The following is a 25,782-nucleotide window of genomic DNA, read 5'->3' on the forward strand; positions in this document are numbered from 1 at the left end:
CACGCGATTTGCCATGATTGCGTGGTCATGGCTTAGCCTGCAGGAATGACAACGATCTCTACCCGGCGGTTCATGGCATGACTGGAAGAAACAGGTTGACGCTCTCCATACCCGACAACCGATATACGATGCCGGGGAACACCATGCTGAACAAGACCATCCGCAACGGCCTCTGCCCGTTCTCGGGAAAGTTGCTGGTTACACCCATGAGCTCCGGTGGCATCGCTATGACCTCGCACTTCTATTCTGGTCTCAGGATATCGGTTGAGAACCCCAGCCACGCGTGCCACCTCTCGCTGTCCCTGGGGCAAGAGAACTGCCGAGTCATGGTGAAAAAAGGTTGCTCCTTGAAAGGTCGCTGTGAGTACATCACGATTTCTGGCAACACTCGCCGCTTCGGAGGCGGCTATTGCGCTCCGCAGTTCCTGCTCCTGGTAATCCAAATACCTGCCGACCTGGCTGCCTGCAAGACCTCCCACCAGTGCACCGACACCGGCACCGACCAAGGTGGAGTCGGTATTCTTGCCTATTGCCTGTCCAAGGAGGGCACCTGCAGCAGCACCCACCCCGGTACCTATAGCAGTACCCTGCTGATGTTGGGTTTGCAGAGGTGCGCAGGCTGCCAGCGCGCCAAGCAGCAGTGAACCATAAACAAGATGTGAAAAAACCTGTGTACTCATGACCGTCTCTCCTTATTGCATCGTGGCAGGGGTAATGGGGATGTTCTTATTGGGTGAACCCTCTCCTTATGTCTGCACTATAGGCAACAGTCCGTTTGTACACACTCGACATAGGGCCACATGAGCCCCAAATCGGGCTATGTCGCCTTATATAGAGGTCATGATTACCCCACAAAACAACTAATTATACTGCAAAAAAAAGAAACGCTACGCAGAGGCACACCCACGAATTCATCACACAGCAGGACGACTCCCTGTCACAGAAAAGACAGGTAATGTCAGCGAGAATGAAAAGATCGGGTGGAAACAAATTGACTTCACCCACAATACTTTTTACCAAGTTTATTCAATTCAATTATTTTTCAGGAAAAGTACGACTGTTTCGCTGTACACACCTTTCATTAACCAACAAGGGGGGAAGAATGAAGCATCTATTGCGCACTGTTTTGGTAGTATTTTTGCTGGCTACACCTGCCATGGCAGCAGACATTCAGCCGGGTAAAGGGGTGAAGGTCTCTCCAGCGCGGGCTAACTGGACCACTGGGTATTTCCAGGAAGCAATCGTGCGAGCCGGTCTGACAGAGCTTGGCTACACCGTTGCCAAGCCTAAGGAGCTACAGAACGCCATGTTTTACCAGGCGGTTGCTTTAGGGGATGTGGACTATTGGGCCAATGGCTGGTTTCCGATGCACAATGGTCAGATGCCGAAGAATTTCTATGAAAAAGCCGACACCATCGGCTATGTGATGAAAAGCGGAGGACTGCAAGGATACCTTGTTTCGAAAAAAGCAGCTGACGAACTCAACATTACCTCGCTTGAGGACTTTAAACGCCCCGAGGTAAAAAAACAATTTGATGCAAATGGTGACGGTAAAGCCGATCTGATGGCCTGTGAACCTGGCTGGGCCTGCGCCAAAACCATTACGCATCACTTGAAGGTCTATAATCTGAAAAAACACATCAATCCGGTAACGGCAACTTACACCGCTAGTATGGCTGATGCCCTTGCTCGCTACAAATCGGGTAAACCGATTTTCTTTTATACCTGGGCACCAAACTGGACTATTTTCAAGCTCAAACCTGGTGAAGATGTGGTGTGGATCAATGTCCCGGAAATCATACCCCGCGACGTACAAAAAGATGCTACAGACCGCATGGTAGCCAGTGGGGTGACGGGTGCTGTCAGTGATCCGGTAAAACTCGGTTTTATTGCCGCCGATATCAGAATGGTTGCCAATAAGCAGTTCCTTGCCGCCAACCCGGCAGCAAAGCGTTTCTTCGAACTGTTTAGCATTCCGCTGGCCGATGTAAACGAGCAAAACACCAAGATGCACGAAGGGGAAAAATCCCAGAAGGATATCGAGCGACATGCCGAGGAGTGGATCAGCAAAAACCGTCAGCTGTGGGACGGATGGCTTGAGGAAGCACGCAAGGCAGCAATGTGATTGGCGCAGCGCGTGACACGCTGTTGATGACCTTGTGCAGGGGGGTCATTGTTCCGGAGCACGTCAAAGATGGTGGCTAAGGCTCGGATATGGTAGAGCCCGTGCTCCACTTACTCTTAGGGGGCAGCCCTCAATGAACTCCCAAGAGGCAATGAAGGGATTTTTTTCAGCCATGGCTTGAACGGGAGCTCCCAAATGATGGGCTCTACAGGAGAAGGTTGAGGGGAGGACAGCCCTGAAGCACGAGAGCTGTCCTCCTCTATGAGGAGTCCTTAACCTTTCAATGCGGCAAGTTCCTTGATGTCCAGCTTACCGTCCTTGTTGGTATCAAGAGTGGCAAAGGCCTCTGCCACCTCCGGCAGTGCTTCTGCCTCCTCAAGAGAAACAAAGCCGTCCTGGTTTGTATCAAGCCCCATCAACGGATGGGTATCAGCCGCCACAACATTTCCAGCTACCATACAGGCAAACACGGCACAGAGTGTACATACGGTTTTTTTGATCATGGTCGTTTTCTCCTTCATATGTTGAGTCATTCATGGGAAACAGTTCCCATTCCATGCCCCCAATAAGCAAGCCATGTGCCACAACATGAAAAAACTATTAATTCAACAGGTTATACAGACTCACCCTTTTTTGATCGCCAGCATAGGTTTGCAATCGTAGGCCGCAGACGACACTTCCACGAACCAACACCTGAACTCACCAATATACCGACCAAGACAATGTGCACAAACAACGACACCATTACCCTCCTCTGCCAGCGTCTCTATTGAATAACCGACCAGATCAACTGATCTTTTTCACGTTACAACAGTGCCTCTGTCCACTGGTGATCGAGCACCGGTTCTCAAAGGATAAAAAGGCGACATCAACCTTCCCTTTGCCAATTCTGTCACCTCGAGCACGAGTTGTCGGCAATCTCCATGGTTCCTGTGCTGCTGACGCACTACCACTACTTTATTTTTCCTTCTCTTTTAACTCAGCCCCTTCCCCAATCCCACTGGCGTGCTTATTGAAAAAAATAAAACCAGGATTTATTTTAGATTATTTTATTTCGCCAACTGTGTTGGAAAAAGATGCATCACCCTTTTCCAGCCACAATCCTCCACCCTCAACCAAAGGGTAAGCAATGTACAAAAAACTGATTTTCTCTCTAGCGATTATTGCTGCCGTGTTCACCATTTACGCAAATGCCCACAGTATGGATTACTCTGCCATGACCACTGAAGAGCTCAGTACTCTCCGCGGTACCCTCTCCAATGCCAGCGAAGCGGAGAGGAATGCCTTTCGCAGTGAATGGCAAAAGCGGGTAAATCAAATGACGCCAGAAGAGCTTGAACAGTACACCGGCCCCCCTGCCGGTAAGGGGAGCGGCAAAGGCTATGGGAAAGGAAAAGGCGGCTATGGCAAGGGAAAAGGGACCGGCATGGGCACCGGTTCTGGGCAGGCCGGCAACAACTGAACCCTGACCGGCCGTCTGCTCCCTTCCCTTGAGCGTATGGAACAAACGGCCGGCTGGTGTCTTTGCCAACTACTTGACAGGAGAAACGGTGCTACCTGAAGCTAAAGTGAACATTGTGCGGACCATTTCCCTGACAGACAACCGTTTGCTCACGAGGAAATGCTCCCACTGCCGTATCTGCTCGGGTATCGACCGTTAACCGGTATCGGCCCTCCGGCAGCCTATCGAAGCGATAGCGTCCGTCATGTCCAAACCTTTGGGTCTGCCGATACAGGTCGAGGCGATCGGGACCAAAAAGATTGACAAAAAAGACTGGTGCCGTATCTGCTCGCGGACCGATAGCCCTACCGGCAATGGTGCAGGCTCCGGAGTGGGGAACGGCAGCGATGGACAACCTGTTTTCTGATCCGTAAGTCTCTCCACCATCCTTGCTCCGGGCAGAAACCCGCCACACAAGGATGCCGGCGGGATAAGGTCCGCCGCTGTACTCGCACTTATCCCCTGGACAGGTGCGCACAGCGGCACCACCAACATGCAGGGTAATGTCATGCACACCGCTGGAGTGCCTGGCATGAGCTACAAACCGTACCCGGTCACGGGTGGTGGGGGTAAAAGGATCGGTACGGATGGTAAGCGAGGGGCCGGGTTTTGAGGTCGGATGGACCATAAATTCCAGTGAAGCGGAAACGCCCTGATTGCCGGCCCGATCACTGGCCACGGCATGATAACTGCGGGGCCCCGGCGCACGCACCTCCTCTCCATACCAGCATTCCCATGCTCTGCAGGTTTTTACCGCTCTCCCTTGGGCATAAACGGTGATGGAGGCTACCTTGTCGTTGTCCTCGGCAACTGCGCGAACAACGATTCGATCCCCCACGGTTTTGACCAAAATGGTATCCGTTTCAACCGCTACCTGCGGCGGTACCGAATCCCGGGGCGTTGGAGGATCAGGCAAAGGAGGTGGACTCGGGAGCACGCTATCGCCGGTACTGCATTCTAGCCGCACCCCCGCCCCGGCCTCATCCAGCCGTGTTTCCCACTGGAGTGCTTCGGCCTTTGACAGGTCCTTTCTCAACGCCACCGGCACAGACTCAACCAGGTTTTTTGAGTCACGCAGGCCCAGGCCGGTCAATTCCCGCACCGCCTTGATGGTTTGCACCTTAGAGCTGCCGATCCTGGTCAGGATAACGGTATATCCCTCGCATGGTGCGGCCAGGGTAGGATTGGGCAGGAAAGCAACCATGCAAAAAGCAATCACGCAACAGCATCCTCCACTGTACAGCAGATACAGATACTTCCGGATCATCATTTTCATATACGCCTCCTTTGCTTGGATGGTAATCACCAGTGCCGTAAAGTTCCTTCCTCCTGTTTTTTCAGCTGAAAACCGTTTTTTCTTTTTCCATACCGTATTATACCATACCCATGACCATCTCCTCTCTGTTGTACTGAAAAAAACGCCTGGTGCTGATGCATGCTGTACACCGGAATTATTCCTCTAACCGCTTCTACCCATGAATCTTCAACCTCCTCTCCCGCAACGAATCGCCCTCATCTCCATGCCGTGGGCGATCTTCAATCGTCCCTCCATCCAGCTTGGCGCCCTGAAGAGCTACCTGGAGCAAAAAACCGATTGCCGGGTAGACACCTTCCACCCGTATCTCCATGCCGCCAAAGCCCTGGGCACCGATCAATATTCCCAACTTGCCCTCTCCGGCTGGGGAGGGGAGGCGCTTTTCAGCCCGCTCCTTTTTGCTGAACAGCAAGGACCGGCCGCACAACTGTTTCAGGAAAGCATGGCCGGCAAAATCTCGCATAAACCCTCCTTTGTGCAGATGTCAGAGACCGTTGCTGACCTTTATGAACAATGGCTGACTACCCATGATATGTCCCAATACAGGCTGATAGGTTTCAGCGTCTGCTTCAGCCAGTTGCTTCCCTCCCTGTTCCTGGCCAGGCGGATCAAAGCCCGCTATGGAAAAATACCTGTTGTTTTCGGGGGTTCCTCCTGTTCCGGCCCACTGGCCGCATCGCTCATCGATCATTTTCCAGAAATCGACTACGTGATTGACGGCGAAGGGGAAGAAGCCCTTATCTGCCTGTATCGATCAATTGATGATGCTACCCTGCCCCTGCCGGGAGTCATCCATCACCGGCACAAAAGACCGAAGGAGACGCATGCCATTGCGCCGGTTCGCCTCGATGAACTGCCCTTTCCCGACTACACCCCCTATTTTAAGGAAATGCAGGAGCTGTTTCCGGGTCAGCCCTTTATTCCAATATTGCCCGTGGAGTTCTCCCGCGGCTGCTGGTGGAACCGTTGCACCTTCTGCAATCTCAACCTGCAATGGCACGACTACCGCTACAAGCACAGCAACAGAATGCTCAGGGAAATAGCGCACCTCTCCGCTGTTCACGAATCCCTGCACTTTACCTTTACCGACAATGCGCTTCCGCCCCGGGAAGCTGAACCCTTTTTTCGTGACATCGCCCAATCCGGAAGGGATTTTGACTTTTTTGCTGAGATCCGGGCCCGAACAGCTCCGCAACAACTCCAGGCCTTCAGCAGAGGCGGCCTGCGAACCGTCCAGGTGGGGATAGAATCCCTCTCCACCGCCCTGCTCCGTAAAATGGATAAGGGCACCACTGTTATCGACAACATTACGGTGATGAAACTTTGCACCCAGTACGGGATACGGATGACCGGTAACCTGATCACAGAGTTCCCAGGGACCACTACAGAGGAGATTGCTGAAACCCTGGAAAACCTCGATTTCGTCTTCCCCTTCGTTCCACTGGAAGCGGCGACCTTTTTTCTTGGTTTGGGATCCCCCATTTACGCCCACCCTGAAAACTACTCCATCCAGGCGATACTACCCCACGCGAAAATCCGTAGGCTTTTTCCTCAGCGTTGTGTTGCCACCCTGTCCATGTTGATCAACAGTTACCGCGGCGACCGCACCCATCAACATGCAGCCTGGAAACCTGTAAAGGCAAAAATAGCGGCCTGGCATACGTTTCATCAGAATCGACCTGACAGCCACCAGCCTCCGCTCCACTATCGTGACGGCGGGACGTTTCTCATCATTCGTCAGGAAAGCCCCGGCGGCAAACCGCTTCTTCACCGCCTGCGTGGCCTGTCCAGGAAAATTTACCTCCATTGCACTCTGCCGGTTACCGTAAACGACCTTCTTGCCGCCTTTCCCTCCATCAAGGAAACCGCACTCCGCCAATTCATCTCGGATATGTGTCGCAAGCGACTGATGTTCCAGGAAAAAGAAAGAATACTATCTTTGGCGGTTCGCTACGTCGGCAGGTCATCCGCACCGGCAGCGGCTTCAGAGTGATCCCACACAAATCAGCGCCTGGAGGTATCTCTCACTCTTCACCTCGGTCGAGACAAGGTGGAAGATCTGCCGGATTGTATTACATGTATAGTTGTGATTACTTGAACCTAATCGTGCAGACCACCAACAGGCGGAAACACAAGGGACAACACTCGGAGCAACCTTCTCTCTTTCCTGGTAAACCTGTCAACCACCCGAGTGATCACTCATCCTTTCCCGCCGCATCTTCACATGGTGTGCTTGCTGGAACGTGGGAGGAACTTTGAAAAATATAAGTAAAATGGATGAAATCGGCGCAATGGGCAAAACGCTTCTCTCCCAGATCGTGGAAAATTTTCCGGTAGCAACCTTCGTCATTGATCAGCAGCACCGCATTCTCCATTGGAATCGGGCCTGTGAAATCATCACCGGTATGTCGGCAGAGCAAATGATCGGCAGCACCAGCGCATGGGAGGCATTTTACCCTGAGGAACGCCCGGTGATGGCCGACCTGATTGTCGATGGCAAACTCGACCAGATAGAGCGTTACTATGCGGGCAAATATTCACCATCGCCCATTTTGGAGAATGCATGGGAAGCGGAAAGTTTCTTTCCCCACTTCCCTGATGGAGGAAAGTGGCTGGCCTTTACTGCGGCGGCCCTGACCGACGACAATGGTCGTCTTATAGGCGCCATTGAGACCCTTCGCGATATCACCGCCGAAAAAAGGTCCGAGCAGGCGCTGCGTGATCACCAGCACCTGCTCAAGGAAATCATCGATGGATCGCCGGTTCCCATGTTCGTGCTCGACGAACAGCACACGGTCACCCAGTGGAATAGAGCCTGCGCAGCACTCAACGGGGTTTCCGCAGAAGAAGTTATCGGCACCAGTGACCAGTGGAAGGCCTTTTACCCGGCCAAACGCCCGGTGATGGCCGACCTCATCGTTGACGGCAAGGGCGACGAGGTGCCTGAATATTATCAGGGCATCTGCAGACGTTCCCCCCTGGTGAAAGGTGCCTGGGAAGCCACTGCCTATTTCCCCCATTTTCAGTCCGGTCCCAAATGGCTGTACTTCACCGCTGTACCACTCCACGGGCTCGACGGTAAAATCATCGGCGCAGTGGAAACCCTCCAGGATGTCACCGAACGAAAACAGTATGAGCAGCAATTAGAGACCAAAGCCAACTACGATACCATGACCGGCCTGGCAAATCGCAACCTGCTCGACAACCGCCTTCAGCAAGCCATCATTATGGCCAAACGTGACAACCACGATTTGGCATTGTTGTTTCTTGACCTGGACAATTTCAAACAGATTAACGACACCCTTGGTCACTCTGTCGGCGATGAGGTCCTGGCTGCGCTCGGCAAACGGATCTTGTCTTGCGTACGCGAGGTGGATACGGTCGCCAGAATCGGGGGCGACGAATACGTGGTGCTTCTCTACGCACCGGAGAGTGAGCATCAGGTAACCAACGTGGTACGCAGGCTTCTGGAAAAGGTCAGTCAGAAGCTCCCCATGGGGGAGCGTCATCTTTACGTGGGCTGCAGCATCGGCATCGCCATGTATCCCAAAGACGGAGAAGACCCCGAAACCCTGATGATGCATGCGGACACCGCCATGTACCGGGCCAAGGCCAATGATAAGGGATGGTTTCGTTATTATTCTGAAGGGTTGACCGAAGAGGCGGCCAGGTGGATAGAACTCAAGCAGGACCTCCACAATGCCATGAAGGAAAACCAGCTTGAGCTCTATTACCAGCCACAGTACGATCTCAAGGCGCAAAAAATCGTCGGCGCCGAGGCACTGGTTCGCTGGAACCATCCCACCATGGGGGTGTTGCCGCCTGACAGCTTTATTCCTATTGCCGAGGAAACCGGCCTGATCCTTCCGCTGGGCGAATGGGTTGCGCAGACAGCGGTTCGGGAAGCCTGTATCTGGGAGGAAGCAACCGGCTGCAGGCTTCGTATTTCGGTCAATGTCTCAGCTCGGCAGTTTCGCTACCAGGAGTTGGTGGATATGCTCGACGCCATCCTTGAGGAAACTGGTTTTCGTCCGATCAACCTGGAGCTTGAGCTTACCGAAAGCCTGGTTATGAGCAATCCGCGTCGAGCTGCAGAACGCCTTGATTGCCTGAAGAAAAAAGGGTTTTCCCTGGCCATGGATGATTTTGGCACCGGGTATTCCAGCCTGGCCTATATCCATCGTTTTCCCTTTGATATGATCAAGATCGATAAGTCTTTCATCCATGACCTGGAGGAAAACAAAGAGGTTGAGGCCATTGTCAGCGCCATGCTCGAGCTTGGCAGGGCCCTTGGCCTGCGGATGGTCGCCGAGGGAGTGGAAACAGAGATGCAGAAAGCCTTCCTCGAACAACGGGGATGCGACGAGATCCAGGGGTTTCTCTTCAGCCGTCCACTTCGGTCCCAGGCCTTCCTTCGACTCCTGCAGACCCATGGAACAGCCAATCACCGTAAAGAGGCAAGCTAGGAACCACCTCTTACCTATGGGTGGTTGCCAGTTTCAGCGCAAGACCGAGGAACACCGCTCCTGCGACCTTATTAAGCACGGTCTGCACCCGAGCGGAACGTTTGAGCACCACGCCGAGTGAACCGGCAAGCAGAGCGATTGCACCGAATATCAAAATGGTGGCAACAATAAAAAGACCGCCAAGCAGGAGCATCTGCACCGCAAGCGGTCCCCGTTGTGGATCGGCGAACTGTGGCAGAAAGGCGAGAAAGAAGATTGAAACCTTGGGGTTGGTAATGTTCATGACGATGCCACGTCGGTAGAGCTTACCGTATGGAACCTTACCATTGCGACCGCTCACGATGGTGCTCGCCGGGGCGCGGAAGGCCTGCCAAGCCAAGTAGACCAGATAGGCCGCTCCGATATATTTGAGCACCGAGAAAGCTACCACCGAGGTTTGAAAAATGACCGCCACCCCAAAAGCCACTGCACAGCTGTGGCCGACGAGCCCGGTACAGAGGCCCAGCATGACGGCAATTCCCGCTGACCGGCCATGAACAGCTGACTGGGTAAGCACAAAAATGTTGTCTGGCCCCGGCGCCAGGGCAAGGACAATGGAAGCGGTAAAAAAGGTCAATTGAACATTCAGCGGCAGCATTTTCCCCTCCGGTCTTGGTCGTGGTACCGACCACAGTTTTGCCTTTTTCAGAGGCAGATCAGGCGGAACCGGCGCAGAACACAATCCAGACCCGAAAGGAAGAACATTTCGGATGGTTCAAGATGACCTTCTCCCACCTACTCGTTTTCCTTTGCCACCTTTGATACCTTCCACGGATTCCATTTATCAGCAAAAGACAACTTGAACAACCATTCCATCAGATAGGCAAGGGTGCGGACCGAGCGAAGATAAAGCCCCGTATACAGAGGGACAAGAGGGAGAAAAAGGAAAAGCATTCGCTCTCGTAGGCTCATTGACCGGCCAAGAAAAATGCAAACCACACTAAACTCTGCCACATTGGCTGCTCCGTACAGCAGAAGATTTATGATCAGCACCACCTCCAGATGTCCCCCTCCCATGAGCAGTATCTGTATGATATAGATCCACCATTTAAGGTCAAGCACCAGATTAAAAAAGATATTGTCAAAGGAGGCGATAAAACTGCTCAACCGAAAGTTTTTCGAGGGCAATAAAATATCGAGATGCTTCCTGACCCGAAAACGAATCAGCGATCTATCCCACCTGAAACGTTGCCTGGCTAGCTTGCCGAAGGTCTGCGGCACATTGGTGTAGCAGACGGCAAAAGGCTCATGTACGATTGTATACCCGAGTTTTCGGAATTTGAGCGTGATGTCTCCGTCCAAGCCAGGACCAACATCCCATCCATATATCCTGTCCAGGATATCTCTTCTAAAGGCACCGAACGCGCCGCCGATTATCCTTAGAATATCGAATTCTGACGCAATCGTTCTCCCAACGGATATCGTTTTGAAATATTCAATCGCCTGTAACCGGGTTGCCAGGCTGTCATGAGCGTTGGCTACACGTATATCCCCGCCGACGGCACCTACATTTTCCTGCATATAGAAAGGAAGGAGAATAGTTTCAATAGCATCTGCCGACAGATGACTGTCTGCATCGATATGCACCACGTATTTGCCAAGAGCATAGCGAAGCGCAGTATTGGCAGCCGAAGCCTTGCCTCCCCTGATCTCGTTTCTGATAAACTTGGTAATTTTTCCTTCCCGCTGCAGGCGACGACCGATAAGAGGAGTATCGTCATCGGAACCATCATCAACAATGATCGATTCTATATGGGGATATGTCTGCTGTGCAAGGGTTCGAGACAGTTCAGGGATATGCCTTCCTTCATTTTTCCCTGGAACAATCACCGAAACCAGGGGTCGCTCGCGAAATAAACGCCTCCTGGCAATGCGGTGGATTGCCTGTTGCTGATACCTTTTGCGGATATAGCGGGGGATGACGAAAAAATCGAGCACCAGGTACCTTGACATATCGACCAGAAAAAACGGCCAGAAATACGCCAGGGCCTTAAGCAGCGTGAGATTGGCAAAAAAATCTACAAAGGAATCAAGAATCATGCATCTGCAACAATTTTTCTACGCAAAGGTCTACGTCCAGTCCAGCTTCAACCGGATGAATGGTTCTTTTAGCGCTGCATTCCATGTCAAGGTTTGCCTGCAAGAGTGATGCAACACGTTCCTCAAGCCGCTCTACTGCCTTCAACGCTCTTTGATCTTCGGTTTCAGTAAATAGGATGAGAAAAATGTTCTCATCCTTTACGCAAAAGACGTCGGAACTGCGGAGTTGCTCCAGCAAAGCCGTTCGCAATTCTTTAAAGAGTTCGGAAGAACGCTGTCCCATTCGGGTATAAATTTCATCAATCCCCTCAAAACGCATAAGCACCAGCGTACTGGAGCTGATCTTGTAACGATCTATCCGCTCAGATTCGATGGTGCAATACTTCTTGAAAGCCCCAAAAGGGACTGCCTCGGAGGCCGACTCAAGAATAGTCTGCAGAAGAGAATCCATACCATATCGTGCAGCATTCCGGCCCACTGAAGTGATAGTGTAAGTTTTCAACTCACGAACCACCTGATTTTCAGGTTCCATTTCTCGCAGGCAATTGTAACAGGCGGTCATTACCTTTGGTTCCTGAAATACATTACGACAGCTGTTACAGGTATGGACGACAGAGGCTTTATCATAATCAACACCCAAATGTTTCAATCGGGTATCGCACTTGGGACACACCAGGCCTTCAGCCTGAGCATAGTCTGAAAATTCGCCAACATAGGCACACTTGAAGTGGTGAATCAACTCTTCCGTCCTGAGGTCATTGGAATTGCAGTCTGGACAAGTCTCAAAGAAGTTAAGGAAGGCGCACCCACAATGGGTGCAAAAATAGGCACGTTTGAAAAATGTTCCGTCTACCAGTCGCTGACTTTCCAAATAGGCCAGCGTTTCGAAGAGACCGTTATCTTCATTTCCAAAAAATACTTGTAATTTTGGATATATATAGCCAATTTTATGCTGTGCCGACGCCAACGGCGTACACCGTTGATTTCTCGTTTCAAGGAAACGAAGAACCCTGAAGGCAATATTTGCCCCCCTGGTCGCGGTTATACGTTTAAGCTTTTCAATTCGTGCATTGACCGGCTCAAGCTTTGCCGACCAGCTCTCAACGACTCCGTGGTTGCCGGCCTCCGCCTCTCCCAAAACACCGTCCACGGCTGCCTCAACTATCCGGCTGACGCCCTCGCTGCCGACTAAAAAGAGAACTGGCTTCAGGTACATTTCCTGGTCCAGGAGATTTCGGACAATACGTAGGGTATTCATTGCCTCCTGTTGGTCGAAACAGTCAATAAGCAGAAAAGAAATTTTCGCAGGGGGTACAGATTCTAGCTTATCGACAGCAATAGTTTCAAATCCGGCATCAACGATTGCGGTCCTCTTTCCGGCAACCAACAATGGCGTTCTCATTTTTTTTCCCCTTTAACCCGGACATCCAATCTGTCATAGGACAACCACAATTCCTTATCCTCTTCTGATGCTGGTTTGAGCACCACCCGAAGCCCGGCCTTTACCGGCACATATGCCTCGGTCTGACGGTCTACGGCAGTTCGGCCGGAGGACTCACGAGCCATGACAATACCAGTGCTAACGTGCTTGTCCGGGAACCTAATTTCAAGAGCCTCGCCTGGGTTGATGTACCTGAGCATGCCCCCATCAAGATAGGCCTCAACGATGACCTCCGGCTCCTCTTTTTTGACCACAAAAAGCGGTTCTCCTCTGTTGATGTATTCTGAAGTCTTGCGTGTTATGTGTTCAATTGTCCCGGAGAAGGTCGCTTCCATCACCTCATATTCACAGGTCGTTTCTTCAGCAGCTGCTAATTCCCGCTCAAGAAGTTCAAGCTCCTCCTTTTGCACGCGTATGTCAGCTGCCAGCAATTCGGCCTTTTCCCGCAATCGCCGGATATCATCCACAACCTGCTCATTTTTTCTCCTGGAGAGTGCATCACCTATCTCCAGAGCCCGGTGCAGGACATCCTCCTCATAGCCGGCGGCATCAAGTAGAGAGATTCGATCGATAAAGTACTCATATCTCCCCTCTTTTTGCTTTACCGCATACTCCAGCCTGGTAAGCCGAATATCCGGGTCAAGTTCCTCACAAGGGTGTTCCAATCGAATCTGGCCAAGGATATCTCCAGTATTAAAGTGGTCCCCGGGTTGCTTGTTGATGGTTTGCACCACCCCCCCGGAGAGAGGGCTTATCCGCACACGCTGCACTTCAACCTGCCCTCGACCGGTAAAAAAAAGGACTTTACTGACCAGGATATAGGCAATGGCCCCGACGATGGCAATGAGCAAGAGGTAATAGCAAAATCTGAACAGCCTAGGCAGTATTCTTTTTGGCGGCTTGCCTTCAGGAAGATTCTGAAAATGGGATTTCTTAGTTCTCAAATTCATCCTGGTCACCAAATTGTTGTATATAGCTGCCTAGATCATGGATGCAGAACCGCATAAGTGCTGTTTCGTCGACGATTCGTTCTATCATTTTTTCCATTGCCCATTCATCCTTGAAGTCGCTTGTCCGCAACGAGATCACTATTTTGTCCGGTGATACACCACTGATGATCGGCTGCAGCCGACGGAGCAGCACCTCCGGCTCGGAGGTGCCATAGGCCATGACATAGAGAGCATCCGCAACCCCGCCCAATTCACGGTACGTTTTCTCCGGCCAGTGAAACGGAATAGAGATGCTGAGTTTTCTATCAAACAGACGTTCTTTCACCTTGGTAATCAGCGTGGTATACAGCCCTATGTATTCCTCTCGCCGTGCCGTATATTCCGGCATGGCTTGCGGCTCTATGTCGTAGTGCAGGTGACCGGTCTGCTCAGCAGCGAAAATGCTCCGTTCACTCACCCTCGAAAATTTCTCCGGAAAAATCCAACTGTTGTCACCGATCATCAATCCAACATCAATGCCTGCTCCTTGCATCTCTGTAAGAAATGTTTCAAGCTTGTCCATATTCGTTTTTTTTCCCGCCGACAAGATGACCGTTGAAATCGACTTGGCATGGAACAAGGCGGACAACACCTTGTTGTCCAAGGTATTGAAGTCGTGCGACCACACATACAATGCACGATTTCCATAACGCGCTCTGTTTTGCTCCGGCACGAGCGAAACCCTGCGGATTAAATCCGGCCGAAAGGGCACGCGCGCAGCCAAAAACATCTCATTTACACGCCGGTAGAGTTCTTCCAAGGCGCGCACGAATTCCAACTGGGCCTCTATGGCGGTTCGCATTCTGGTTATGGCCGCGGTAATCAGTTCATCTTCACCGCTATTCACCATACGTAATGTTCGATCTGCCCGTTCCATGGCTCTGGCATGTCTATAATATTGACGCATTGTTCGGCGAAGTTGCTCCTGCAGCTCGGTATACCTGAGGCGCGTCTGATTGATACGATCATTAAAAAGGTTCCTTTTTCTTTGCTCAACCTGGCGCAGCTGCAAATCCAACACATCACTATCGCGAAAATGGAGTGGAACACGAAACCGCAGACCGGCGATAAAATCATCCTCGCTCTCCCCACCTCTGTCGACATCGAATTCCTGACGGAGATACACCCGGAGCGAATCATGAACCACGGCCCGCTCACGCGCCTCCAGCCACCCCTTTTCCGCTTCAAACAGTTTGGCAAAGCTATCATCGGCTCGTATGGAGGAAAGCAGTCCAGCAAGATGCACATCAATAATTGGCGGAAATTCACCATATTGGGGACTGGCATCAAAATAAGGATCGACAAGCAGGGAATTGAGTTCGTGGCGGGCAAGGACGAGATCCTCTTGTGAAACCATGTAGTCGTCAAGAAAACTCCACCGTTTAAAATAGGCGCGCCGCTCAACCTCGTGGACGGGCGTCATAAAATTAATTTTGATGTTAAGCAGTTGGATTAATCGTTCGAAAAAATTCTTTTTGATCTGGTAGCGCCTGCACAGGTATTCGTCGGTCAATGCATCTAACTCATGGACAATCTCAGCTTTTTGTGCTTCAAGCTCCAGTGCATCGGCCTTTCTTGACTGGTGCAGCAGCCCATGCTTCAACAATTCCCATGACAACTCCAGGTTGGCTCGACCCTGCTCGAAACTGTCCTCGCCCTCATCAGTATCGCTGAGATCGCCAGTTGAATAGGCTCCTCGCAGCTCCAGCCCGGAAACCCTCACCTCCTGACGGCTTTTTTCTCGCAGGATCTCTCCGTTGGATAGACCCGCGACACCGCTTTCGCAGGTGGACGTCAGTATTTCGACGGACAGTTGCTTGTCTTCGGCAACTTGCACGCTCTCAATCTGCTGATATGTTTCTTGCAGCAGCCTCTTGAACATTGCCTGTTCGGTTCCTATGGTGGAAGCAAATACTGAACCTGCCCAACACATCAGAAGCATACTGACCAAAAGTATGCGTTGATACGGAGCATACTCCACATGTTTCACCTTCATTAATCGCATTTTCCTCTACACACCCTGATACTTTGTCCCGAAGACCGTACTCTCTCAGATACCCAGCCAGACAGGCTACCAGAGAGAGTATATAACAAAAAAGAGTGAAAAGTATAGTTATGATTAGCATATAGACCTGAAACCAATAACTTTGCACCTCTCCTTCTGTCTCAAGCAAGGTTCCCAGATGAGTGTCGCCCCTCACTTTTGATCAGCCGATTGAACGCCACATAAACTACCACGTTGTTGTCACGTTGCCGACTGGAGACACTCAAGAAAACTACGGCATAAAAAAACGAAAAAAGGGCCGAGCCGCATATCCTCTCAGATAAACATGCTAAACAGCAATTCTACAAGATGGCATGGGTTACTTTTCCTTTACGATCTTGCACCAAAACAATGTGGAATAGAAGGAAAAAACCTCTCCATGCATTCTTTTTCATGTACTATTGACGGTCATCAAGATGGCAGATACGTCTCTCATTGTGAGTTGGGTGAGTTTGCCTGTCTCTGACAACACAAAGCGCCAACCATAGAACTGATAACTATTTAATATAGTATCAAAAAAAAGAAGACTTCGTAAAACCGATTAAAAAATTAGATTTTTCCGAAAAATTGAATACAATATAAGGACACTGGTTAGTCATAAGGGCATCCTACGCATAGAGCGCACCGTGCCGGCACGATCTTTCCGGTATACCAAAAAAACACCAATGGAGATGCATACCCTCAATTGGAGCGGGGTAAATGATCCCAGTAAAATATACCCATACACAACGACTCAAAAAGGAAAAGTATTATGAGGATTATGAAGAAGTCAGCGTTTTGTTCCCTGATGGTTATCGGCAGTCTCGCCTTGCCAGCCACGGGATACTCGCTTTCTCTCCAGTACGACAACACTGGCCCATTTTTCTTCACTCAAGGGATTTCGAGCGTCAGCACAAGTGGGGCGCATATGGCAGGCATGACTGCCACTGCAGTACTTGCAAACGGTACGACCGAACACCTGACGTGGGTGGAAGACCCCACAATCTCCGGACTTTTTGGGTTCTGGGGGACTGGCTGGAGCCTGTCTATTGATAACGGTAAAACCTATTACCAGGACGGAACAAGTAAGACCCCTAGAGAGAGCACGTTCAGACCCTGGGAATTGGACACAGCGGCTGATGCCACTCTCACGAGTGTGCTCATCGACGCCGGTAGCGGAAACGCTGTGTTTGACGGCATAAAAAGCATGCAAAGCACCCCCTCTCCCGCCAGCACCACAGGTTCGGAAAGCGGATACCCTCTGCAGGAAGTTCAGCTGGATACCAGCGACCCACAAGCAGTGGGGCCAATTTATGCACTGTTAAGCTCATCAGGTATCAATGCAGCTGTTACCTACAGCGGCCCTGTCGCGCTCAATGGTCAGCCACCGGTGTATGATCTGTACAGGTACATGACCATAGACTTCGGTTCAACCGGTTTTTCGAACGACACTTTCCTCTTCAGCGCTGATACCGATACGCTCACATCCCCTCTTGTTGTCCCCGAACCCTCGACGCTGCTCCTCTTTGGTGCAGGCCTCGCTTCCCTTGCCGCAGCGACAAGGAAAAAGCGCAACTAATTTCAACAGTTGCCGCAACACAGGGTGATCGCTTCAGGCCGATCACCCTCTTTCCTTTCTAATGCCAGATGCTCCCTGCTCAGAGGGGAAAAAACCAGATGCTCTGCTTCCAGATCGTCTATCGGGTAAGGGGTATGCCTTTGCAAAGGTTGCCCTCCGCTGTCCGTACAAAAGGAGAACATGGCCCATAGCCGGTTCCAGGGCTCCAATTCTGAATTCCGTATAGCAAGGTGCATCTTTTCCCCTTGGAAGCTGCTCTGAACCTTGCATCCTGTGTAAATTTCGCATACAACCAGACAGTCAAAAAAAGCATTCATTTATCTGAGGAGTATCCCATGCATATCAGCTATGACTTTGTTGTCCCGAGCGCCGAGGAGTATGTGAAGGCACTGAAGAAAATAAAAAAATCCATCAGTGACAGCCAGAAAACCATGCTGGAGCGTCATTTCAAGACCCTAAAACACACCATCTCCTTTGCCGCACTTGCCGAAGCAGTGGGCAGCGATGACCACCTGGCGGTTATCGACGACTATAATGCCCTGGGACGCCTGTTGGGCGACACCCTCAACATGGGCTACCTGGAAAGCGTTGCCAACCCGGGCGAACCGTTCTACTGCAGTTCCATCGGCGGCGGCAATCCCTACCGGGCGGAAAACGAAAGCTATCAGCTCGTCATGCACCGGGAACTGGTTGAAGCCTTGTTTAAGGTGAAGTGGTTTAAGGAGTAGGCAGCACTCATGGGACAGCTTTGGGCAGCGCTGTCCTGGCTGGGCAGTCAAGGAACCGGGGCCGTTGCCCTGGCGCTGCTGCTGGGCACAGCAGTACCCGATCCCATCGGCAGGGCCCTCAAACCATGGCTCACCGAAGCAGTAGTGCTCCTGCTGGCCATAGCCTTTGTGCGTATGGATACCACTGCCCTTAAGGACTACGGTCGTCGCCCGCTTCCCGTGCTTGCCGCGCTCTGCTGGACCTCTCTGGCAGTGCCCTGCACCATCGGCATTATCGGGCTGGTCTTCGGCCTTGCCGATAGGTGGCCCTCGCTATTTCTTGGCTTACTGCTCCAGGCTGTTGCCTCACCGCTGATGTCGGCTCCGGCCTTGGCCGCGCTCATAGGGTTGGAGACAACACTGGTGCTGGCAACCATGGTCACCAGCACCTTGTTTGTGCCGCTCACCGCACCGCTTTTTGCCCATCTTTTCGCCGAGCCGTCCCTGTTGATCTCCCCTTTTATCCTGGCCCGCAAACTCGCCCTGCTCCTCCTGGGGACCGGTTGTGTCGCCTTGCTCCTCCGGCATACCGTCGGCCTGCAGACCATTCAACGCTACCGGCTCCAACTCGACGGACTCAATATTCTGGTCCTGTTTGTTTTTGCCGCGGCGCTCATGGTGGATGTTTCCGATCAGCTGGTTACTGTTCCCCGGACACTCTTTATCGTAGCTGGGATAAGCCTGTCGGTTTTTTCGGCGATCTTGCTGCTCACTATTGCGGTTTTTCTTCCCATGGGAAAAAATCGGGCCCTCACCTTGGGATTCATGACCTCCAACCGCAACATGGCGCTGATGCTTGCCGCCACCGGGGAAACAATACCTGAAATAACCTGGATGTATCTGGCCATGTCGCAGCTTCCAATCTTCCTGACCCCTCACCTGCTCAAATACGCGTCAAAATCCTTTCAGCAAAACCGAAAAAAGTGTAAACAAAGGTAGACTCATGGAAAAACCACTTACAGACATCTACCGGGGATGGTCGATCTCGGTGGAGGCGGGGCATCAACTCTGCGCCAAATTCAGCTTTACCGTCACCAGCCCGAGCGGATACAGCCAACATGTGGCCATAGGCGGCGAAAACAGGGAACGGGCGGTGGAACGGGCCCGCGAGCTGATCGATATGGAGATCGCTTTGACAGAAGAAGAGTAGCGCCGACCTCCCAGCTGGCTAGCGGCGGGGATCGGTCTCCTTGATAATGACATTGACATTCTTCTTGTTAAACCCCTTATACCCTTCGCGGCGTTGAATGTCCTCCAAGTGACTGCCGATCGCACCATCAAGGAGAAACCGCTCTGCTTTTTCCGTGGTGATCAGGCCCTGATCGAGCAACTTCTCAACCCGGGATGGAGCCACGGCCCAGGTCTCTCCCTTACTAAACGACTGCTTGAGGTAGGGAAAATCACTGAACGGAGCCATAAACTCGATCCCCGACCGGTCAAGATCTTCCACCAGATCAGTAAAGAGAGCATTGATCGCCAGGTGGTGCATACCCGCACCAAGAATGGAATCGCCGTGCAGGGCGCACCATAATCCCACGGTCCCCAGCTCCTTGCGCTCTGCCAGTGGTTCGGCGGTAAAATCCACGGCCACCTCCTCCGGAGCCAGATCCACGTCCAGAAACAGGGTCAGCCCGGCAGCAGGGTTCTCCATCACCTGCGCACCCCACCCTGCTTCACGACCGGCATAAAAGCGCTCGCGCCGTTTGAACCCCAGCCGAACAAACAGCTTCACCAATCGGGCAAAAAAATGGCGTGAACTGCGAAAGGTGTGGTGATCATGATTAGCCCACCCCAGCCCAAGCACGTCTTGGCGCATTTGCTGTACCCGGGCGGCATGATTGCGGGAAAGCCAGTAGCGGCGCTCGGCCAGGCATACAATATGAGCGGCCAAATCAGTGCCAAAACGATGGATCAGTCGCTCCGCAGCCTCAAACAGGGCACCAAAGGCCTCCTCTTCCTCGTCCACACCCCGAGGCAATGTCTGCCACCGCTCAATAGCTTCCAGATAATGCTGCTGATGGTCCGGTGCGGTCCCGATCGGACTCATCTGACGGGTCCCCCGGCGCTCCACCGCATACAGGCCGCTACCTCCTTCCACGGAAACACAACAACGCCGAAATGGTGCCAGCACCGTGCCCTCAATCTCTGCACAGTGACCATTGCACTGGAGAAAATCGGCGATGCTCTCTACCCGTACGGCTACTCCGGGACGGAGGTCGACCCCCCGCCGGGCGGTGAGCAGCACTGAGGGCAGCCTCGCCCCATGAAAAGTATAGCAGCCTTCCAATTCACCCACCCCGGGAACAAAGCCCAGCGTCTCCAGCCGGTCCCGATTAGCTGCACTGTCCTTCATCAGCAGATGATCAATCCAGTCAAAAAGACGGGTACTGGTTAATCGTCTCATTCGCGTTTCCAGCGCTGCTATATCGTGATTTGCAGTGCGATGCTGTTCAAGCAGGTCCTGCAGCAACTGCTCCGCTTCAGGATATTGCTGCCAATGAAAGTCCTGTGTATTTTCCATTCCACTCTCCTGCTGCATCCCTCACGGGGAAGGAGCAGTATTGGCTAAAAAGGGCCGCCAAGGACCATGTTGGTTACCATCCGCGCAGGATGCTGCGGATGATGCCGACTACTTCTTCAATCTCATATCGATGAACAATCAGGTGTGGGCGAAACCTGATCGACCGCTCTCCGCAGGCCAACAATAGTACTCTGCGGCGGAACAATTCGGTTAACAGTTTGTTGCGGGTCTGTTCATCGGGGAGGTCAAAAGCACACATCAGCCCTCTGCCGCGGGGATTGGTCACCCGATGAGGGAACTCCGCACCAAGCCGCTGCAACTCGGCCAGCAACAACTGCCCCTGACGCCGACTGTTGTCTACCAGGTTTTCTTTGTGGATGATCTCCAGTATCTTGCTGCACCGGACCATATCCACCAGATTGCCGCCAAAGGTGGAGTTGATGCGGCTCGACTCCTGAAACACATTGTTCTCCACCTCGTCAATCCTGGTGGAGGCCAGGATGCCACACACCTGCGTCTTTTTACCGAAGCAGAGGATATCCGGTGAGAAATCGAAATGCTGGTAGGCCCAGAATCGACCGGTCAGCCCCACACCGGTCTGGACCTCGTCAAGAATATAGAGGATATCGTGTCGGTCGCAAAGACGGCGAAGCGCACGGAGGAATTCCCCGCGAAAATGGTTATCCCCCCCTTCCCCCTGGATGGGTTCGATGATCAACCCGGCAATATCATCCCCCTCTTGCCCCATCACCGCCTCTATCTGCCTGAGCGCCTGACGTTCCCGTTCGATCACCTGCTCCAGGTTCTCCCCTTCCAGCGGGAAGATGATCTTCGGATTGACAATACGAGGCCAGTCCATCGTCGGGAAGTACTTGGTCTTGCGCCGGTCAAAGGTATTGGTCAGGGAAAGGGTATAGCCGGAACGACCGTGGAAAGCTTGTTGAAAATGAATAATTTTCCCACCCTTTTCCCTGGTCGCTCCCTTGGCAAAATTCTTTCGCACCTTCCAGTCAAAGGCAGCCTTAAGGGCATTTTCCACCGCCAGCGCACCGCCCTCGATGAAAAAGGCATGGGGCAGGCCTGCAGGGATGGCTAGTTCGCTAAAGGCTGCCACAAATTCGGCAAAGGTCTCAGTATAGACATCCGAGCACGAAGGTTTTTGTACCGCCATTCGGCCGAGTTGATCCTTCACTGCCAATAACCTGGGATGATTGTAGCCTACGGCCATCGAGGCGTACATGGAAAAAAAATCCAGAAAGCGATCCCCGGTAAGCTTGTCAACCAGGTAGGAGCCGCTGGATTTTTCCAGATCCATTACCAGCTCAAGGCCGTCGGCCAGAATATGCTGCCCCAGCACCTGTACTACCTGTTTCGGCTCCACCATCGCTTGCCTCCTCAATTTTCCCATAATTCTCCCTGACAATTGACGAAATCATCTGAACGGATCAACCGTTCCGGTTGGACCTGGGAAAGTTACAGTTGAAAGGTGATCCCCTGGGCCAGTGGCATACCTGTCCCATAGTTCACAGTCACGGTCTGGCGGCGCATATAGGCCTTCCAGGCATCAGAGCCGGATTCACGACCGCCGCCTGTCTCTTTTTCCCCGCCAAAAGCTCCACCGATCTCCGCACCGGAGGTCCCGATATTGACGTTGGCCAGACCGCAATCCGATCCCTCGCTGGAGAGAAAGGTCTCGGCCTCGCGCAGACTGGTGGTGAAGATAGCGGACGACAATCCCTGCCTGACCCCGTTCTGTTGGGCGATACCATTTTTCACCCCGCCTTTGTAACGGAGCAGATAAAGGATGGGGGCAAAGGTCTCCTGGCCGACCACCGGCATGGTGCTGTCCGCCTCTACCAGAGTGGGCATCACGTAGCAGCCCGACCCGTACTCCCTGCCGGTCAGGGGATGACCACCAAAGAGGATCTTGCCGCCTTGCTCACGGATAACCTGGATGGCCTCCACATAGGCCTTGACAGCCGCCTGATTGGCCAGCGGGCCGACATGGTTGGCGGAATCAAGGGGGTTGCCGATCTTCAGGCTACCGTAGGCCTTGATCAGAGCCCGCTTAACCTGTTTATAAATCGACTGGTGGATAATCAGTCGCCTGGTGGTGGTGCATCGCTGACCGGCAGTCCCCACAGCGCCGAACACCACCGCCGGCACCGCCAGCTCCAAGTCGGCTTCAGGAGTAAGGATGATGGCATTATTGCCGCCCAACTCAAGGATCGACTTGCCGAGCCGTTCGGCCACAACCTGAGCAGCATGGCGACCGGTGGCCACCGAACCGGTAAAGGAAATCAACGGCAGACGGGTATCTGCGAGCATACTTTCTCCGATGGAGCTTCCACTGCCGACCAACAGGGAAAAGATTCCCTCAGGCAGCTGATTGTGTTTCACCACACGACCGATGATCCGCTGGAGGGCAATAGCGGTCAACGGCACCAGAGAAGAGGGCTTCCACACCGTAACATTACCGCATACTGCAGCGATCATGGCGTTCCATGACCAAACGGCCACCGGGAAGTTAAAAGCGGTCAGGATACCGACCGGACCCAAGGGATGATACTGCTCATAAAGGCGGTGCTGTGGCCGTTCGGAGTGCATGGAGAGCCCGTAGAGCATGCGCGACTGGCCCACGGCAAAATCGCAGACATCAATCATCTCCTGTACTTCACCATATCCCTCTTCCAGCGATTTACCCATCTCAAGCGACACCAACCGGCCGAGAAGCTCCTTGTGCCTCCGCATCTCGAGCCCGATCTGGCGCACAATCTCCCCCCGTTGAGGCGCGGGAACAGTTCTCCAGTGGTTGAACCCTTTGATCGCTCGGGCAACAACCCGTTCATACTCTTTCGTGCCGGCCCGATTGACCGAAGCAATCTTTTTACCGTCTATGGGGGAGTGCACTTCCAGCCGATTTTCATCATCAGAGGCAATCCAGCTGGCACCCGTTGCTGCGCCCTTGTTTTGTTTTTTGATGCCGAGTTCGCGAACAACATCCATGCCCTCTCCTCCTTATACTCACAGGGGGGTGTAACGGTGATGATTGACTTTTTTGATCCGAATTGCCCAGCGTAAAAAAAGGTGCGCACGCCCTGTTCGAGCTGGTGGTCCTCTGTCCTCCCTCGGCAACACCTCAGGGAGGTGTAGCCCTCTCCGCTCGGTACTGCCGAAGATAATTGGGAGGGCAGAGCGCGCGGCACAACAGGACGTGCATTTAATCCTTGTTAAGAATATGTGCATCCTCAGCCAGTGAGTCAACGCATCCACCCCACCCACACCCGGCTGCAACGCTACGGGAAAACCGCTTGTCAACCTCTTTGCACAACGTTATACAATATACCTATCTCATATTTTCAATCATTTTAAATGAGTAACAAGCATCTTCAAAAACACATCAAGATGAACTGCTGCAAGCATAAATTGCTCTCTGCGACTATACGGGTAAGCAGCACACTTCAACGAGTACAACAACAAAAAAACGTCAAATACCCCTTCACATTTTCACATAAATTTTTCAACTCCCTATGAAAGAGCATAGTAGACAAAAAATATTCGACAAAATACTCGAGCATGTGGAACTAAAAAATAAAAAGACTCTTGAAATCGGTTGTGGTCGCGGAAGAATCTCCTCTTTATTATCTACGGAAACACACACACTCATCGCTATTGACCCGGACGAAACGGCAATAGAATATGCCAGAGCGACTATTCCACAAGTTGATTTTCGAGTAGGGTCCGGAGAAAAACTGGATTTCCCTTCCAATTGTTTTGACCTGGTCCTCTTTACGCTTTCGTTACATCATCTCAATTGCCCAAAAGCCATTATAGAGGCGACAAGAGTGAGCAAACCATGTGGTAAAATCCTCATAATAGAACCTGTAATTGATGGAGAGATCGAAATAATTTTTTCCTTTCTCCATAACGAAAACAATGAAAAAAAATTCGCTCAACAATCAATTGTTAACAGCGGGTTAACAGTGGAGAAGTCCGAGGTGTTCTCAGCGGAATGGTTTTTTGACAACCAGGCTGATCTGCTCAAATCGGTTTTCGAATATTACAATATGCCATCCGATCCTCATGGTGCGGAGGCAATTTCCAACTATTTGGGTGAAAAAATCAAATTATCCCCAATAGTTTGCCAAGATAAAATGATGTTTCAAATGCTCAACGTGTCAACCGAACAGTCGTAGTCGTCAGCTCCATCGAACGTCCCCCTTGCCTCAGCAACCTCCTGACGACAGGAGTGATGAGGCATCCAGCAAGTCGACCAGGCACCCCTCCTTGTAGAAACAATCCGGAGAACTTATCTTTAAGATAAGGCTTTTGAATACACGCAAAGCTGCCGTGCGCACATAGACTGTTCATGCCTATGAAAAACGACTTTACTGACTATGTAATGATCCTGGAAACCCACAATGCCGGAGATCGGGTATTTATCAAATCTCTCTTTGATGCAGAGGGCATTGTGTATTTCATCCAAGGGGAAAATGTAGCTCCCTATCTTTTCAATGCCCTACCTATGCGGGTTATGGTCAAAAAGGATCAGGCGGAGAAGGCCAGAGAAATAGTAAGGGATGTCAAGTTATCCTATTCCTATAACTGGAGAGGGAGCGCTGAACATTCCAGCAAAAAAAAAGATGCGTGAAGGGCGACTCCCCAATCTTGGGCGAACCACCCTTCGGCAGGCTCAGGGTGAATGGCAGGCTGGTTAAAAGGATTCCTTTTTAAGGGTTTAGGGTAAGTGGATGAGGAAAAATCTTTGGATGATTGCTGTTAATCTGCTGTCGAGGTAGGCAACTACAACAAGAAAAAGCCCTGCTGCTCCATACCGGCCAGACCAGTCTCAGCATAAGAAAAAACTGAAGCAGTCCTCTTCTGTCCGACCAACAGATGGAACGTAACTCAGGCGTGCGCTTATGCAGGGATATAGAGTTATCCCCGACTACCTGACCGCTCACCTGTACTTCTTT

21 protein-coding genes are annotated in these 25,782 nt (G+C 52.0%); 10 read left to right on the top strand and 11 right to left on the bottom strand.

Translation table 11 applies throughout. From position 1 onward, the window contains the following. Positions 1-32: 32 nt before the first annotated feature. Positions 33-680 carry a YiaD family glycine zipper/OmpA-like lipoprotein gene (locus ACZ52Z_RS07145; RefSeq protein ID WP_464270064.1) on the bottom strand — a complete coding sequence of 216 codons (648 nt, stop codon included), beginning with the start codon at positions 678-680 and terminating at the stop codon, positions 33-35. Between the two features lie 422 nt (positions 681-1,102). On the opposite strand from ACZ52Z_RS07145, the gene proX reads away from it, so the two are divergent. Then, positions 1,103-2,125, top strand: a complete 1,023-nt coding sequence (proX, locus tag ACZ52Z_RS07150; protein WP_464270065.1) for a glycine betaine/L-proline ABC transporter substrate-binding protein ProX — start codon at positions 1,103-1,105, stop codon at positions 2,123-2,125. A 272-nt stretch (positions 2,126-2,397) separates the two neighbouring features. On the opposite strand, the gene ACZ52Z_RS07155 is transcribed toward proX, so the two are convergent. Further along, positions 2,398-2,628 (bottom strand): EF-hand domain-containing protein, encoded by a 231-nt coding sequence (locus tag ACZ52Z_RS07155; protein ID WP_464270066.1) that lies wholly within the window; start codon positions 2,626-2,628, stop codon positions 2,398-2,400. Positions 2,629-3,254: 626 nt separating this feature from the next. On the opposite strand from ACZ52Z_RS07155, the gene ACZ52Z_RS07160 reads away from it, so the two are divergent. Continuing rightward, complete coding sequence (locus ACZ52Z_RS07160) at positions 3,255-3,587, top strand: hypothetical protein (protein WP_464270067.1); 333 nt, start codon at positions 3,255-3,257, stop codon at positions 3,585-3,587. 91 nt (positions 3,588-3,678) lie between these two features. Here the strand turns inward: ACZ52Z_RS07160 and ACZ52Z_RS07165 are convergent, their stop codons facing one another. Then, a complete protein-coding gene (locus tag ACZ52Z_RS07165) occupies positions 3,679-4,902 on the bottom strand; it encodes a ribosomal protein L7/L12 (RefSeq protein ID WP_464270068.1) in 1,224 nt (407 codons plus the stop codon). A gap of 199 nt (positions 4,903-5,101) precedes the next feature. On the opposite strand from ACZ52Z_RS07165, the gene ACZ52Z_RS07170 reads away from it, so the two are divergent. Further along, positions 5,102-6,934, top strand: coding sequence for a RiPP maturation radical SAM C-methyltransferase (locus ACZ52Z_RS07170; protein WP_464270069.1), 1,833 nt, complete (start codon positions 5,102-5,104; stop codon positions 6,932-6,934). A gap of 262 nt (positions 6,935-7,196) precedes the next feature. Then, positions 7,197-9,407: a sensor domain-containing protein gene (locus ACZ52Z_RS07175; protein ID WP_464270070.1), complete on the top strand. Its 2,211-nt coding sequence runs from the start codon at positions 7,197-7,199 to the stop codon at positions 9,405-9,407. A 10-nt stretch (positions 9,408-9,417) separates the two neighbouring features. On the opposite strand, the gene ACZ52Z_RS07180 is transcribed toward ACZ52Z_RS07175, so the two are convergent. The 5 genes from ACZ52Z_RS07180 to ACZ52Z_RS07200 all read right to left on the bottom strand — a co-directional run bounded on the left by ACZ52Z_RS07180 (position 9,418) and on the right by ACZ52Z_RS07200 (position 15,912). After that, a complete protein-coding gene (locus tag ACZ52Z_RS07180) occupies positions 9,418-10,044 on the bottom strand; it encodes a LysE family translocator (protein WP_464270071.1) in 627 nt (208 codons plus the stop codon). A gap of 137 nt (positions 10,045-10,181) precedes the next feature. After that, positions 10,182-11,486, bottom strand: a complete 1,305-nt coding sequence (locus tag ACZ52Z_RS07185) for a glycosyltransferase family 2 protein (RefSeq protein WP_464270072.1) — start codon at positions 11,484-11,486, stop codon at positions 10,182-10,184. Further along, positions 11,476-12,888 (bottom strand): TackOD1 domain-containing metal-binding protein, encoded by a 1,413-nt coding sequence (locus ACZ52Z_RS07190; RefSeq protein WP_464270073.1) that lies wholly within the window; start codon positions 12,886-12,888, stop codon positions 11,476-11,478. The genes ACZ52Z_RS07185 and ACZ52Z_RS07190 overlap by 11 nt, the downstream gene beginning before the upstream one ends. Beyond that, positions 12,885-13,877: an HlyD family secretion protein gene (locus ACZ52Z_RS07195; protein WP_464270074.1), complete on the bottom strand. Its 993-nt coding sequence runs from the start codon at positions 13,875-13,877 to the stop codon at positions 12,885-12,887. Before ACZ52Z_RS07195 ends, ACZ52Z_RS07190 begins: the two co-directional genes overlap by 4 nt. After that, the gene (locus ACZ52Z_RS07200) at positions 13,861-15,912 is read right to left on the bottom strand and encodes a hypothetical protein (protein WP_464270075.1); all 2,052 of its coding nucleotides are present in this window, start codon (positions 15,910-15,912) and stop codon (positions 13,861-13,863) included. Before ACZ52Z_RS07200 ends, ACZ52Z_RS07195 begins: the two co-directional genes overlap by 17 nt. Positions 15,913-16,720: 808 nt before the next feature. Here ACZ52Z_RS07200 and ACZ52Z_RS07205 point away from each other — a divergent pair. The 4 genes from ACZ52Z_RS07205 (at position 16,721) to ACZ52Z_RS07220 (ending at position 19,435) form a co-directional block, all read left to right on the top strand. Next, the gene (locus tag ACZ52Z_RS07205; RefSeq protein ID WP_464270076.1) at positions 16,721-17,518 is read left to right on the top strand and encodes a PEP-CTERM sorting domain-containing protein; all 798 of its coding nucleotides are present in this window, start codon (positions 16,721-16,723) and stop codon (positions 17,516-17,518) included. Between the two features lie 335 nt (positions 17,519-17,853). After that, entirely contained in the window at positions 17,854-18,246 is a 393-nt protein-coding gene (locus ACZ52Z_RS07210; protein ID WP_464270077.1) for a hypothetical protein, read from the top strand. 9 nt (positions 18,247-18,255) lie between these two features. Next, a complete protein-coding gene (locus tag ACZ52Z_RS07215; RefSeq protein ID WP_464270078.1) occupies positions 18,256-19,224 on the top strand; it encodes a Na+-dependent transporter in 969 nt (322 codons plus the stop codon). 4 nt (positions 19,225-19,228) lie between these two features. After that, entirely contained in the window at positions 19,229-19,435 is a 207-nt protein-coding gene (locus tag ACZ52Z_RS07220; protein WP_464270079.1) for a hypothetical protein, read from the top strand. 18 nt (positions 19,436-19,453) lie between these two features. Here ACZ52Z_RS07220 and ACZ52Z_RS07225 read toward each other — a convergent pair whose 3' ends face one another. The 3 genes from ACZ52Z_RS07225 to amaB all read right to left on the bottom strand — a co-directional run bounded on the left by ACZ52Z_RS07225 (position 19,454) and on the right by amaB (position 23,812). Beyond that, positions 19,454-20,806, bottom strand: a complete 1,353-nt coding sequence (locus ACZ52Z_RS07225; RefSeq protein WP_464270080.1) for a hypothetical protein — start codon at positions 20,804-20,806, stop codon at positions 19,454-19,456. 73 nt (positions 20,807-20,879) lie between these two features. Further along, positions 20,880-22,190 (bottom strand): L-lysine 6-transaminase, encoded by a 1,311-nt coding sequence (gene lat, locus ACZ52Z_RS07230; RefSeq protein ID WP_464270081.1) that lies wholly within the window; start codon positions 22,188-22,190, stop codon positions 20,880-20,882. An 89-nt stretch (positions 22,191-22,279) separates the two neighbouring features. Then, positions 22,280-23,812 carry an L-piperidine-6-carboxylate dehydrogenase gene (amaB, locus tag ACZ52Z_RS07235; protein ID WP_464270082.1) on the bottom strand — a complete coding sequence of 511 codons (1,533 nt, stop codon included), beginning with the start codon at positions 23,810-23,812 and terminating at the stop codon, positions 22,280-22,282. Positions 23,813-24,336: 524 nt separating this feature from the next. Between amaB and ACZ52Z_RS07240 the strand changes: the two genes are divergently transcribed. Further along, complete coding sequence (locus tag ACZ52Z_RS07240; protein WP_464270083.1) at positions 24,337-25,002, top strand: class I SAM-dependent methyltransferase; 666 nt, start codon at positions 24,337-24,339, stop codon at positions 25,000-25,002. A gap of 173 nt (positions 25,003-25,175) precedes the next feature. Next, positions 25,176-25,457, top strand: coding sequence for a putative signal transducing protein (locus ACZ52Z_RS07245; protein ID WP_464270084.1), 282 nt, complete (start codon positions 25,176-25,178; stop codon positions 25,455-25,457). Positions 25,458-25,782 lie beyond the last annotated feature (325 nt).

Source organism: Desulfogranum aggregans, from assembly GCF_055398265.1.